The following is a 12,541-nucleotide window of genomic DNA, read 5'->3' on the forward strand; positions in this document are numbered from 1 at the left end:
TTTGACGGTGAAAACTGGATATACCGCCAGAAGTGACTTTATTGTATAAATCGATGAATCCAAGACCTAAGGGAGCAGTTTGCCGCGGGCGGCAGCAGCTCCCTTTTCATTAAGCTATGGGCAGATTACTCTAATACCTAGCAAATGCTATTCTTTAGAAAGTGGTGATCGAATAGCAGAGGTCCATTAAAATTTCACTTAAAAGTCTGTAATTCATCTTATCCCAACCTGAGCTAACTATCATATCTGCGGAAAATACTGGACTTATCGTTCCGGAAAAGTATATACTGTACCTACGGAAACGGAGGGAGAACCATAGGACGCTACAAAGAGTTTGATAAAGAAGCAGTACTTCATAAAGCGATGCTCGTTTTTTGGAAGAAGGGCTACGAAGCGGCAAGCATTCCCGATTTGCTGGAAGCTATGAATCTTAGCAGATCAAGTCTGTACGAAACGTTCGGGGACAAACAAACACTTTACATCGAGGCGATCAACTGGTACAAGAAGTGGAAGCAAGCGAAACGGGACATCCTAGTCAATGCGACATCCGCAAAATCGGGAATCCGGCAGTACTTCAAGATACACATCGATTCCGCTTTAGGCGACGAGTCGCCGAAGGGCTGTCTCATTACTAATGCAGCAGTTGGCATGGATTCGCCAGATGAGCAACTGAATGCGTTGATCAGGGAGCGGTTTGACGAGTTGGAGAAATCCTTCTACGAGCTGCTGCGCAAAGGTCAGGAGACGGGAGAAATCATGCCTGAGAAAGATATCAAGACTTTATCTTATCTGCTCTCAAACCTGAATCATAGTATAAATATCGTTGCGAAGGTGCAGGGTGACCGCAGCAAGATGCAGCAGATGATGGACATGGCGATGGAAATGCTATAAATTTTTTTGCACATTTCGGAACGATTGTTCCGAAAAATTTCTGGTGACCAAAGGGGATTTTCTATGCATTCTGCTTCCAATCCAACGGAAAAATCGATGTCGCCATCGCTGATTTTTATCCTGGCAGCCGCTTGCGGTATCATAGCGGCAAATCTTTATTATGCTCAACCATTGATCGGCTCGATCGGCTCGACCATCGGGCTCTCCTCCGGGGCTGCCGCACTCATCGTTACATTGACTCAAATCGGCTACGGGATCGGCTTGTTATTTATCGTACCGTTAGGAGACATCTTGGAAAATCGTAAGCTGATCCTTTCATCATTGCTCGTTACAGCCGCCGTTTTGGCAATTGCCGCTGTCATCAAAAGCGCCATCCTGTTTCTCACCGCTTCACTCGTGATCGGAGTAGGTTCCGTAGCAGCACAAATTCTTGTGCCGTATGCGGCTCATCTTTCGCCTGAAGCCGTGCGCGGTCGCAACGTGGGCAACGTCATGAGCGGGCTGCTTCTAGGGATTATGTTCGCGCGTCCCGTTTCAAGCTTGGTGGCGGAGTATATGGGCTGGCGCGCTATATATTTCTTCTCCGCAGCATTGATTTTTACGCTGGCTCTTGTATTGGCAAAGACACTGCCCTCAAGGAAGCCTTCGGCCACTACAGCTTACCCGGCGTTGCTGCACTCCATGCTGCATCTGCTGAAGGCGACACCGGCTTTGCGCCGGAGGGCAATTTATCATGCTTGTGTATTCGGAACGTTCAGTTTGTTTTGGACTACAGTCCCGTTGGTATTAATAAGTCCGCCGTTCCTTTTCACTCAGAAGGAGGTCGCTCTGTTCGCATTAGTCGGGGTAATGGGGGCAATTGTGGCGCCAGCGGCGGGCCGTATGGCAGACCGCGGATGGGTTCGCCCGGCTACGGGAGGGGCATTGGCCATCGTCATCTTTTCCGGGCTGCTTCCCTTGCTGGTTTCACGTTCTGCATTCGCAGTCCCCATTCTAGTAGTTGCGGCGATTTTACTTGACATGGGGGTTTCCGCCAACATGGTTCTCGGGCAGCGGGTGATTTTCTCTTTAGGAGCGGAATTTCGCAGTAGGCTTAACGGTTTGTATATGGCCATTTTCTTTTTAGGGGGCGCTATCGGCTCAGCGGCAGGGGGATGGGCTTACGCAAAGGGGGGCTGGGAGGCGGCACTGCTGATCGGAATCGCCTTACCGGCCATCGCCATGGCGTATTATGCGACGGAGTTTTTCAAGATTAAGGAAAGAAAATCTCATTGATTGAAAGTTATAGGGCAGAATAGCGTGGATATTTGAAAATCAAAAGTGTATATATATTTAAAAGAAAACTTTTACTGTTTGTTACATCATTTAGCGTTTTTAGACTATTATCTTTTAGGAAATCTGCAAAATTCTTGTCATCCGACAATTATTATGTATGTACAAAGCTCGGTTGACAAGATTTGCTATGACATATGTATATGCAGAAAGACTAAAATATCACCTTTCGGTTACTGTATCACCTGAAAGTACGTACTTTTCTTTTCATAACTTATGACCCATAATGACTCTCGTGGCCACACAAGCAATAACTTCAATTATAAGAACACCAGCGGTTTTAATAAATTCGTGAATGGTAAAGCATACTAAATTGATGTTAACAATCACATTCATATACATGATTATTGGAACATCACATGGGGGAAAAATCATGGGTAAATTTGATGGTAAAGTAGCAGTCGTAACAGGTGGTACAAGCGGCATCGGTCTTCAAGCAGCCAAGCAATTCGCACAAGAGGGCGCTTATGTCTATATCATGGGACGCAGACAAGCGGAACTTAATGAAGCAGTAAAACAAATCGGTAACAATGCAACTGGCGTACAAGGAGACATTTCCAAGCTTGAGGATTTAGATAAGCTCTATGCGACGGTAAAGAAGCAAAGCGGGCATTTGGATATTCTCTTCGCGAATGCTGGGCTTGGCCATTTGCAGCCATTGGGTGAAATTACGGAAGAGATTTATGATAAAACGTTTGATGTTAATGTGAAAGGTACGATTTTCACTGTTCAAAAAGCTCTTCCATTGTTTCCGGATAACGTTGGATCCATCATTCTGACGGGGTCTAAGGCCAGCTCTGCTGCATTTAGCGTCTACGGAGCATCAAAGGCGGCGATTCGGCAGTTGACTCGCAACTGGATCCTTGACCTCAAAGGAACCGGCATTCGTGTAAATGTACTAAGTCCAGGATTCGTTAGTACGCCTGCCTACGATTACTTATTCGGCGAGAGTAAGGACGCCGTTCTTGAACATGCGAAAAACATAACGCCGCTAGGCAGATTGGGAACGGTTGAAGATATGGCCAATGCTGTCATGTACCTTGCTTCAAGTGAAAGTAGTTATGTTAATGGAATTGAGCTATTCGTAGACGGCGGAGTTGGTCAAATCTAATCGTGTGGGGAACCGCGATAACGGCAGGTAAACATTTTTCCTAAATCTCCGTAAAGCGCGCATCAATTTAATAGGTACAGCTACTCTGAGATTTGAGGAGCTGTGCCTTTTTCTTATATAATCATGGCTCAGCTTGAGTTCAACGGGATTTGAGCTACTATATTTTATTGTGAGAAAGAGGGTTTAAACGTTTTGAATTTTTTCAAAGTTCGTTTTCAAACGGGGTGAAATAATAATCATTGAAAAAGCAATAAGTCGATTGTGACACAAGTGTCCGGTGACAAGACATAGTCCCATTCCCGATTTTGACAAGAACTTGATCTCATTCCCGACAGAATCAATTCGAGCGCTCATTGTTAAACGGGCAGGTTAGCGTGGCGGCCAAGGGATAACAACTACTGAAGTATTTAGAGGTAATGTTTAAAAGGCTGTTGTAAAATAAGGATAAAACGTATTCAGATTATGGGGGCATATTTTAAAAGCCTGTACACTGAATTACTTGATGATTTGAATAATAATTTTCATGTACACAGTGTTGGTTTTCCAGGGCTGCATGAAATGCTTAAAACATTAAAGGAGAGAGGATATAAACTGGGAATAATAACTAATGGAAGAGACTTTTACCAACGGAACAAAATTACCGCTTTAGGGATTTCAGAGTATTTCAGTGAAGTAGTGACTTCAGGTGCTGTAAGTATTAAAAAACCTGACCATGCAATATTTCATATCGCTTTAAATAATTTAAAGTCATTGAGTGAGCGCTCAGTATTTATTGGGGACAGTCTTAAGGCTGATGTAATTCCAGCTAAGGAACTTGGAATGTTCACAATTCTAAAAAGTAAGGATTGTTCATCGGCAGAACCTGATGCAATTTGTGATAACTTAAAGGAGATACCTAGAATTATTAACCGTTTATCTGGATTGGAATATTGAACTAACGCAGAACGAGAGTTCAATTACAATAAGAAGAGGCAACCGATCCAGAAGGGTCGGCTGCCTTTTCTACTTGTGGTAAAATGTGATTAATACAATAGTAGCTGGACAAAACGTCCAGATATGGGGTTATGCTTTCTTTTGCAGCTCTCCCGTGTGTTGAATATTTACATGAACATCGATTTGATCCAAGGATGGAGAAGTAAGCTCTGTGTCTTGCCAGTTTTTGAATCTTTTCTTAAACATCACATTTCTGAAGTTGTAAACATCTGCCCCTATATGCAGTCCGTCTTCATAAGTCGATCGGATTTCTTTTTTGATCTGCTCCTCCGCTTCTTTCTCGATTTCTTGCTCTGACTTCGAGCCGTCCAGCAATTCTACGATATTTCCCCGGACTTTAACCGTAATATTGAAAACCATTTTTCCATCTTGATCGGTGACTGATATTTTGGGCCTTGGTTTTTCAAGTGAAACGATCGCGGACTTGGTCTCCACAGCAGTTCTTGATGACTCTTTATTCATCCATCGCAGTCCTTTTATCTTATTGTTCGGCATCCAACCATGAAAATCGACCTTTTGAAGAGCGAACACGCCGTTTATTTTCAATTTCGTATCGGATTTCTCATCGGACTGCCACGCGGTTTTATCAATGGAAAGGGTAGGGACCAGAGCAATATCGCCTGGCTCATTAATATAAATTTGATATTCCTGCGCTCGAAGGGGTTTAACGAACGATCTTTGTAAATAATTTTCCTCCGGAGTGCCGAGAATGTTCGTAATCGGCGACATTTGGAAGAAAGACGGTGTTTTAAAAATGTCCTCAATCGATCCTTGCGTGCCGAATACCCAAGGAGAATACCTAAACTCTCTATATCTCTTTAGATTATCAAAGTACTCATCTCCCCCGGCTCGAAACGCGCTTTCGGTGAACAGAAAAGCACGAACATGACTCCAATAGACTCTTCTTTGTACCGTTTCATAAAGATTGCTGAGGGCCATAGAGGGCGTCTTCCCCTTCCCCTTGCCGACATACACCTTCGGACCGTCGCTTCCCCCTGCACTCTCCGTTTTAGCTACGTGATTGAAGGATACGATCTGAATATAAGCTTCATACTGATTATCCTTATAATCTACTCCTATCGCGGTAGCGTAAAGCAGTTCTTGAATATTCTTATTGTCCCAACAACCGGTTAGGCACAGCATACAACAGATCGTGAAAAAGATTATCATCGCTCTCATGGTCTTTCACCTTGTGATGTAGAATCTGTAGGATGAAGAAAGTGTGGTCTTTTGTTTTTGGACTTGAACGGTCGGTTAAATACCGCCAATATGGAAGACTTGATATTAATCTCCGAGATCGGAGACCAATAGGAAGTGCCGAAGGATGTCAATGTGGAGGTGTACGCTACCACGGATATCAAACCTATGAAAAATCCATACGTACCAAGAAAGGATGAAATCAGCAACATGTAAATTCGAATAAGTGTGACGGTACCTGTTAAGGATTGATTCACCATCGTAAAAGAAGCAACGGCCGTCACAGCAGTAAACATAAGAAGAGAAGGAGAGGCAAGTCCGGACCGGATCGCAGCATCACCGATAATAATCCCTCCGACTACCGTCACCGTTTGACCAACCGGCTTGGGCAGGCGGATACCTGCCTCTCGGAACAATTCAAACAATCCGAAAGTGAGCAGGTTTTCAACCGGTGCAGGATACGGAATACCCGTACGTGCAACGGAAATGGACGCAAGCAAGGGGAACGGAATTTGATCGATATTAAAGCAGGTGAGCGAAATGTAGAAACCAGGAAGGAACATAGCCGTAACTAAACCAATAAGACGCAGTATACGCTGAAAAATCGAGTAATAGTAAGAAGAATGAACATCCTCGGGTGATTTTAATTGTTCCATAAGATTGGATGGGCCGATAGTAGCCATAGGAGACCCGTCCAATAGGACGACAAATCTGCCGCGGAGCAGCGACTCGGTTGCAAAGTCAGGCCTTCCGATCGTATCCACTAGTGGAAAGATGGAATCGCTCGAATCGCTTAAATATTCTTCCAGTTGAGCGCATCCGATTATGGTGTCCACATCGATTTGGGAAATCCGGCTTTTTACTTCCACAACGAATGCAGGGTTAATAATATCTTTGATGTACAGAATGGCTATGCGAACGTTCCCTCTACTTCCTACAATAACCTGTTCAAATTGAAGAGATGAGGTTTTTAACCTTTTGCGAATAAGAGCGACATTAGTAATTACTTCTTCCGTAAAACCGTCACGTGGCCCGCGAATCGATATTTCGCTAGTAGATTCCTCAGGTTGGCGCTTCGGCGGGTTGGATATATTCGTTTCGTATACATCAATCTCATTATCGCGGGAATATAGAATGATGACGCTGCCTGAAAATACACTCTGTTCAATTTGACGGAGCTCCACATTTTTGTCTAAGAGTTTTAGTTCGGAAGTCTCCACCATTTCCGCCAATCTCGGGAGAATATTCTCGTTTAGTTGCTTAGAATCGATTAGACCTTCGCAGTAAATGACGTGCGCGCCGCCTCGCTCCTCGATTTTCACATCGTGGCAGCAAACGAATAATGCTTTGAAATCCTCTTCTTTTGAAAGTTCGATGTTCATGATGAACCTCTTTTTCTTGTTGTAAGGTGCGCTAACAGAGTCCAGCAAAGAATGGATAAGGCAGATAGAGGATAGAAGTAAGCTTTAGTGAGTGCTAAAAAAATACTGTCGTTTATCTTAAGCTCTATGCCGATAAATAAAACGGCTGTGAAAGTCAGGATCGCTATTTTCTTATTCTGACGACTGGAGGTAAGCAAATCACCGAGCAGAAACAATCCCAAACTGATTTGTATAGCAGTAGTACACAGCCACTGGTACATAGATAGAAAGTCCAAATGTTCCACGAAGCTGCTGATACTAACCAGCCGCCACTGAGTAAAGAGCGGGAAACGCTGCTTGGATGCTTCATAAATGCCGAATGTAGTGATTATACCTACAACAATATTGATAAAGAAAAACGAAGTGCTGGAGCATAATACTCCAAAATGCTTCCACTTGAATTGTCCTTGAATATGAGGCATCAACAATAATAACCAAAATAACTCCATGCCTATTCGGAAACATGTCGCCGTTCCACTTAAGATGGGCCAGGTTCCTTCGTTGAACAGAGGGAGAAGAAGGTCATGATGCCTATATTTAAATGTAAAGATAGCCATAAAGAACATCAAAATTAGGAGTATCGGAAATAAAACAGAAAAGGAAATGGCGATCGGTTTGATTCCTTTGAAGGCAAAATAGGCGCATAGGATCAGCATAGGTAATGAAATCGCCCAAATCGGCGTAAAAGGGAGGATCATGGATTTGACCCATGTGACGATATTTTTGTGAGTGACAAACAGTTCGCAGATCAAGTACAGGGCAATCCAGCACCTCACCGTCCAAGCGGCCAAACTTCCCATTTTCAACTGAATAGCATCAAGAAAGGATTGGTTTGGTTGCTGATTGATAACGATTCGGTAAATCCAATAGGCATAAATGAAGTACGCGGCGCACCCGAAGATAACGCTGGTAAGCCCATCGCGCTTAGAATCTTCAATTAAGATAATAATGCCTGAAATTTGAGCCAAAGCGAGCGTAGCGCTCAAACACAGCAAATATCCGTGAAAGGGATTAATTTTAGGATTGGAAAACGTAGACATCGGACTCACCACCTGATTCATATATTTCCCTACAATAGTGTTTTTATTCCATAATTAGGTATAGGGACAGCAGTAGAGTTTGATGTTAGCCCACGTGAAATAAATAATATGATGCAAGCTAATCTTGCATTTGAGTTTAGTATCCTTAAAGAAAATTTGGAACAATGGAACTGACCATGAATACTAACAAATCGAAGCCGTGACCGCCATCTGTTCTCTTATTCTTTGAAGTAAAGGGAATTAAGTATAGGAAAATAAATGAATTAACCGAATATATATATAATTGATAAATCAGGAAGGAGAGATTACGTAAGATGCTGAATTATTGGGCAGAGAATCAACATTGGGCTAAGTTAACACCTTGGTTGGGGTTCATAACCATTGTAATGCTATTCTGGACATTCAGTCCTGTCGATACGATGTTCTGGGCATTGATCAACATCCCCTTATATTTGTTTCATCAAACCGAGGAGCATTATTGGCCGGGCGGCTTTAAGGATTACTTTAATCGAGTCGTGAATAGGTTGCCGGAGGGTGACGAGGCTTTAACGGATGAGAAAGTGTTTTGGATCAATATTATTCTAGTATGGCTGGCGTTCCTCATTTTCGGACTTTTATGTATCGTAAATATCGGCTTTGGTTTGTTAATTGTCATTTTTAGCTTGATGAACTGTGCCACCCATATTTATACAGGAATTAAATATAGAGAATGGAATCCGGGGCTGGTAATGGCAAGCCTTCAGTCTATCGCATCCGTTTATGGTGCATACGTGATTACGGCAAAAGGTATTTCCCATCCAATGACCTGGTGGATTAGCTCGGTTTTATTTTCGATTCTTGTTCATGCCATCTTATTTAAGTTAGTGATGCATAAGAAATAGGTCGGGAACTAACGAAAAACGATAGCGCTGCGGCGATGAACCGATCCATCGCTTATTTTCGTTTCGGTGCGCTCCGCTCAACTATGGGCAGGATAGTTCAATTTAAATTAATAATTCTCTTGTCCGAATATTATTCCTGGCGGGTCATTTTTACTCATAGAACATCGAGAAGAAAGGAATTTTTGAAAGGTTACTGATATAATAGAAAGGTGGGAGATTCTTGATAGAAACAAAACGTCTTATAATTAGAGAAATGGTGCAGTTCGATTATGATGCATTGTGTAGAATATTGTGTGATGAGGAAGTAATGCGTGCTGCTTATGAAAGTGCATTCAACTTAGAAGAAGCACAAAATTGGCTTAACAGACATCTTAAAAGATATGAAGAGTATGGTTTTGGACTTTGGGCTGTTGTATTAAAAGAAACAAACGAAATGATTGGCCAATGTGGCTTGACAATGCAAGGCTGGAGAGAAAAAGAAATTTTGGAAATAGGATTTTTGTTTCAAAAAGCATATTGGCACAAAGGTTACGCAACGGAAGCGGCCATTGCTTGCAAGGAATACGCTTTCTCAGTTCTTAATGCAAATAGGGTTTATTCTATTATTAGGGACACAAATATAGCCTCTCAAAAAGTTGCTGTTCGAAACGGTATGAATATTATTGATAAAGATACTAAGAATTTTAGGAATATAGAGATGGACTTTTTTCTGTATTCTGTAGAGCGAACAAATAGAGCATAATATAAAAGTGAAAATAAACAACAAAGTTTAACAGAGCCAGAAGTAAAGATGCTGCACAAAAACCATATGAACGGTCAAGCAATTTGATAATAGATAATATAACCTTTCAAAACTATAGTTGAATGACACCAGGAGAGGCTGCCGATTTGATCGGTTGCCTTGACGAAATGCGTGGTCTACCGAAAGTCAAAGTTTATCTTGTTCCTTAGACGAATGAGCGGGGAGCGGAATTTAGGAAGGGACAGATCGCCGAGGCCGGCAACTGTCCCTTATTTTATTCAAGTGACGGGTAGATACGGTGTCTTTTATATACATCTTCCATTGGACTTGCTGAATTTAGTAGATGAAACTCACTGTTAAAATCCAGTAGGCTTAATTATTCAATTAGGTTTCTCGTGGCCTTATACAGATTTTCCACGTATACATCTACTTCATCTCGTGTCATGCGTAAGCGATTTACAGAAGTACCATATCCAATTTCCTTTTTACCTTCTTCTAATGCTTTGAAAATTCCATCTGCGAAGGCATCTAATGGTTCTCCTTGGGTATGCGCCCCCGCTCCACCTAAATTTGTATTTACTGCCGGAGGAGCAACTTCAATAACTTCTACAGACGTTTCAGAAAGTTGGTGTCGTAGACTCATTGTAAATGAATGAAGCGCCGCTTTGGATGCTGAATAAATAGGGGCAATTGCAAACGGTGTAAAAGCTAATCCAGATGTCACGTTGATGATAGTCGCCTCTTTTTTTGTTGCAAAAAATGGTGCGAACATCATAGAGAGATGTAAAGGTGCTTCAAGGTTGGTTGTGATTTCTTTACTGAAATAATTCCAATTGTTCTTCGCATCCCCTTTTAACACATTAAAGCGTTGTTGGATCCCTGCATTGTTAACTAACACATTCACTTCTGGATAGTTTGCTGTTACCCAATCGAACAATGCTACACGATCGGATTCAATATCCAAGTTACTTACACGAGTAATAAGGTTAGGGGATTTTTCTTTAGCATGTTGAAGTACATCTTCACGTCGTCCACAAACAATGACTTTATTTCCAGCTTCGATAAAGCGCTCTGCAAAAGCTAAACCTATTCCAGTGCTTCCGCCTGTAATAAGAATTGTATTTCCTGAAAGTTTCATCTTATTTCCTCTTTTCCAATATGATTTCATCTTCTCTTGCTTCTTTTCTTTCCTGTGTATACTTTGTATAACGTGCGATTTTTACATCAATTCCTTTTAATGCTTCTTGCATTAGCGAAATTTCAGCTAGTACATTTTGCTTGTGATTCTTCATCATTTCAAGTCGCAATTCAATAGTACTCTCTCCCTCTACTACCCAATCAACATATTGTTTAATTACACTTATTGGCATATGCGTGTTTTTTAGATAAATAATGATTCCGAGGAAAGTGATTTGATCTTCTGAAAATGACCGCCTCCCAGCTTCATCACGCTCAACTTGTGGTAATAACCCTTTTTTTTCATAATAACGTATCGTTGATTCCGGGATATCGAGTCTGTCTGAAACTTCGCTAATTGAATAATACTTCATCTGGAGGCCTCCAAATTTTATATGTCATGTCGACAGGAATATGATACGACTTAAACCATGGTTTAAGTCAACAAAGAAATTAATAGTCTGTTGAAGGCTAAAAATTTGAATCCAAAAACGCCTACGTTCCTTCATAAATTGCAACCAAGTGTTTCGACAATCGTAATACAGCATATACTGATGTACGGAGGTGCTTGAGATGGATTTTCTGAAGGATTTAGGCAAGCTGGCAGGCGATGTGACAGGCAAAGTGCTTGGAGGAACTGTCCGTGTGGCAGGGGAGCTTGTTCGCAGTGATTATATAAAGGAAATCGGCAATGATATAGAACAGGTAACGGCCAAAACTGGCGAAATCGCAGGTCATGCAGCGAGCGGTGTATGGAATTTAAGCGCAGGCCTAATTACGGCAGATAAGCAGCAATCGAAAGCTGGACTCCATGAACTTGAACAAACAGCCATTACGACGGCAAAAGGAGTTGTCCATGGCATCGAGTATGTGGTTGAGAGCGGAAAAGATGTCGTGACAGGCTTTAAGGACAGCGATAAAGCACGGTTGAAGGACGGCGTGAAAAAGCTGGGAAAAGCGGCTGCTATCAGCATTCTGGCTATCGGGGTGATCGATGTCGTCGATGGTCCGGACGTACCGGATTCCTCAGGTACAGTTTAAGACATGTGCCGTCATAAAAACAGACCCGACGAGAAATTGTTGGGTCTGTTTTTAGTATTGGTATTAGTTAGTATACCAGAACAGTGGTCAAGACAGAGGAATGAAGACATCTCAGCAACTGGCTTGACCACCGGTTGCCGCTTCCAAGATAGTAGAGCGTGGTTTATTCTTCCAACGGTAAGGCAGTTAAGAGTTATCCTTGAATACGAAGAGTTGGATAGTTTGGAGTAATCCTTTATGTTAAAATGTGGCTAAAAGCCTAAGGTGGATTCTATGGAGAACTGCTCACTAGTAAAATGGCAGCAGAAGTAATAAGTAAGAGATACCCAAATGTATCCGTTTTGGGTAGACAGCATGGCTTTTTTGATCAGAAGGATGAAGCACAAATTGTAAATGAGATTGCGACCTTGAGGCCCGATGTTCTAGTGGTTGCACTTGGAGCCCCAAAAGCTGAATTTTGGATACATAAATTTAAAAACGAATTAAATGCTAAAGTTGCTATTGGCGTTGGAGGAAGTCTTGATATCATTGCCGGGACAGTAAAAAGAGCACCAGTTATATGGCAGAAGTTAAATGTGGAGTGGCTTTATCGATTATTAAATCAACCTTCCAGATGGCGAAGACAATTAATTTTGCCTCGTTTTGCAATGAAAGCATTGTTATTTAAAGAAAATAATCGGTGATAAAGGAACATAAAAAGGTTTCGGAGAATTAGT

At 42.0% G+C, this 12,541-nt stretch carries 13 protein-coding genes; 8 read left to right on the forward strand and 5 right to left on the reverse strand.

Features of this window, described 5'->3' with window-relative positions:
* Positions 1–363 precede the first annotated feature (363 nt).
* From AC3WTJ_RS12160 to AC3WTJ_RS12175, 4 genes are all read left to right on the forward strand, one after another.
* Positions 364–891, forward strand: coding sequence for a TetR/AcrR family transcriptional regulator (locus tag AC3WTJ_RS12160; RefSeq protein ID WP_492521952.1), 528 nt, complete (start codon positions 364–366; stop codon positions 889–891).
* Positions 892–954: 63 nt separating this feature from the next.
* On the forward strand, positions 955–2,166 hold the full coding sequence (locus tag AC3WTJ_RS12165; protein ID WP_492521953.1) for an MFS transporter: 1,212 nt from the start codon (positions 955–957) through the stop codon (positions 2,164–2,166).
* A 430-nt stretch (positions 2,167–2,596) separates the two neighbouring features.
* On the forward strand, positions 2,597–3,334 hold the full coding sequence (locus tag AC3WTJ_RS12170; RefSeq protein ID WP_492521954.1) for an SDR family NAD(P)-dependent oxidoreductase: 738 nt from the start codon (positions 2,597–2,599) through the stop codon (positions 3,332–3,334).
* A gap of 462 nt (positions 3,335–3,796) precedes the next feature.
* On the forward strand, positions 3,797–4,267 hold the full coding sequence (locus AC3WTJ_RS12175; RefSeq protein ID WP_492521955.1) for an HAD family hydrolase: 471 nt from the start codon (positions 3,797–3,799) through the stop codon (positions 4,265–4,267).
* Positions 4,268–4,396: 129 nt separating this feature from the next.
* Here the strand turns inward: AC3WTJ_RS12175 and AC3WTJ_RS12180 are convergent, their stop codons facing one another.
* From AC3WTJ_RS12180 to AC3WTJ_RS12190, 3 genes are read right to left on the reverse strand one after another with little or no spacing between them, the layout of a single operon-like run.
* A complete protein-coding gene (locus AC3WTJ_RS12180) occupies positions 4,397–5,506 on the reverse strand; it encodes a Ger(x)C family spore germination protein (protein WP_492521956.1) in 1,110 nt (369 codons plus the stop codon).
* Positions 5,503–6,906 carry a spore germination protein gene (locus AC3WTJ_RS12185; protein ID WP_492521957.1) on the reverse strand — a complete coding sequence of 468 codons (1,404 nt, stop codon included), beginning with the start codon at positions 6,904–6,906 and terminating at the stop codon, positions 5,503–5,505. The genes AC3WTJ_RS12180 and AC3WTJ_RS12185 overlap by 4 nt, the downstream gene beginning before the upstream one ends.
* Complete coding sequence (locus AC3WTJ_RS12190) at positions 6,903–7,985, reverse strand: endospore germination permease (RefSeq protein ID WP_492521958.1); 1,083 nt, start codon at positions 7,983–7,985, stop codon at positions 6,903–6,905. The genes AC3WTJ_RS12185 and AC3WTJ_RS12190 overlap by 4 nt, the downstream gene beginning before the upstream one ends.
* A 314-nt stretch (positions 7,986–8,299) precedes the next feature.
* Between AC3WTJ_RS12190 and AC3WTJ_RS12195 the strand changes: the two genes are divergently transcribed.
* Both AC3WTJ_RS12195 and AC3WTJ_RS12200 read left to right on the forward strand, forming a co-directional pair.
* On the forward strand, positions 8,300–8,866 hold the full coding sequence (locus AC3WTJ_RS12195; RefSeq protein ID WP_492521959.1) for an HXXEE domain-containing protein: 567 nt from the start codon (positions 8,300–8,302) through the stop codon (positions 8,864–8,866).
* A 220-nt stretch (positions 8,867–9,086) separates the two neighbouring features.
* Positions 9,087–9,608 (forward strand): GNAT family N-acetyltransferase, encoded by a 522-nt coding sequence (locus AC3WTJ_RS12200; protein ID WP_492521960.1) that lies wholly within the window; start codon positions 9,087–9,089, stop codon positions 9,606–9,608.
* Positions 9,609–9,984: 376 nt separating this feature from the next.
* Here the strand turns inward: AC3WTJ_RS12200 and AC3WTJ_RS12205 are convergent, their stop codons facing one another.
* Together AC3WTJ_RS12205 and AC3WTJ_RS12210 are read right to left on the reverse strand one after the other, a co-directional pair.
* Positions 9,985–10,746: an SDR family oxidoreductase gene (locus AC3WTJ_RS12205; RefSeq protein WP_492521961.1), complete on the reverse strand. Its 762-nt coding sequence runs from the start codon at positions 10,744–10,746 to the stop codon at positions 9,985–9,987.
* Position 10,747: 1 nt separating this feature from the next.
* Positions 10,748–11,158 (reverse strand): MerR family transcriptional regulator, encoded by a 411-nt coding sequence (locus AC3WTJ_RS12210; protein WP_492521962.1) that lies wholly within the window; start codon positions 11,156–11,158, stop codon positions 10,748–10,750.
* Between the two features lie 199 nt (positions 11,159–11,357).
* Between AC3WTJ_RS12210 and AC3WTJ_RS12215 the strand changes: the two genes are divergently transcribed.
* The gene (locus AC3WTJ_RS12215; RefSeq protein ID WP_127448935.1) at positions 11,358–11,825 is read left to right on the forward strand and encodes a hypothetical protein; all 468 of its coding nucleotides are present in this window, start codon (positions 11,358–11,360) and stop codon (positions 11,823–11,825) included.
* A 296-nt stretch (positions 11,826–12,121) separates the two neighbouring features.
* Complete coding sequence (locus tag AC3WTJ_RS12220; RefSeq protein ID WP_492521963.1) at positions 12,122–12,508, forward strand: WecB/TagA/CpsF family glycosyltransferase; 387 nt, start codon at positions 12,122–12,124, stop codon at positions 12,506–12,508.
* Positions 12,509–12,541: the final 33 nt, after the last annotated feature.

This window comes from Paenibacillus sp. FW101-FHT12H11, assembly GCF_058790355.1.

Coding starts and splice junctions, on each gene's coding strand:
- AC3WTJ_RS12160 (WP_492521952.1), top strand. CDS start 364: ATGCTCGTTTTTTGGAAGAAGGGCTACGAAGCGGCAAGCATTCCCGAT.
- AC3WTJ_RS12165 (WP_492521953.1), top strand. CDS start 955: ATGCATTCTGCTTCCAATCCAACGGAAAAATCGATGTCGCCATCGCTG.
- AC3WTJ_RS12170 (WP_492521954.1), top strand. CDS start 2,597: ATGGGTAAATTTGATGGTAAAGTAGCAGTCGTAACAGGTGGTACAAGC.
- AC3WTJ_RS12175 (WP_492521955.1), top strand. CDS start 3,797: ATGGGGGCATATTTTAAAAGCCTGTACACTGAATTACTTGATGATTTG.
- AC3WTJ_RS12180 (WP_492521956.1), bottom strand. CDS start 5,506: ATGAGAGCGATGATAATCTTTTTCACGATCTGTTGTATGCTGTGCCTA.
- AC3WTJ_RS12185 (WP_492521957.1), bottom strand. CDS start 6,906: ATGAACATCGAACTTTCAAAAGAAGAGGATTTCAAAGCATTATTCGTT.
- AC3WTJ_RS12190 (WP_492521958.1), bottom strand. CDS start 7,985: ATGTCTACGTTTTCCAATCCTAAAATTAATCCCTTTCACGGATATTTG.
- AC3WTJ_RS12195 (WP_492521959.1), top strand. CDS start 8,300: ATGCTGAATTATTGGGCAGAGAATCAACATTGGGCTAAGTTAACACCT.
- AC3WTJ_RS12205 (WP_492521961.1), bottom strand. CDS start 10,746: ATGAAACTTTCAGGAAATACAATTCTTATTACAGGCGGAAGCACTGGA.
- AC3WTJ_RS12210 (WP_492521962.1), bottom strand. CDS start 11,158: ATGAAGTATTATTCAATTAGCGAAGTTTCAGACAGACTCGATATCCCG.
- AC3WTJ_RS12215 (WP_127448935.1), top strand. CDS start 11,358: ATGGATTTTCTGAAGGATTTAGGCAAGCTGGCAGGCGATGTGACAGGC.
- AC3WTJ_RS12220 (WP_492521963.1), top strand. CDS start 12,122: ATGGCAGCAGAAGTAATAAGTAAGAGATACCCAAATGTATCCGTTTTG.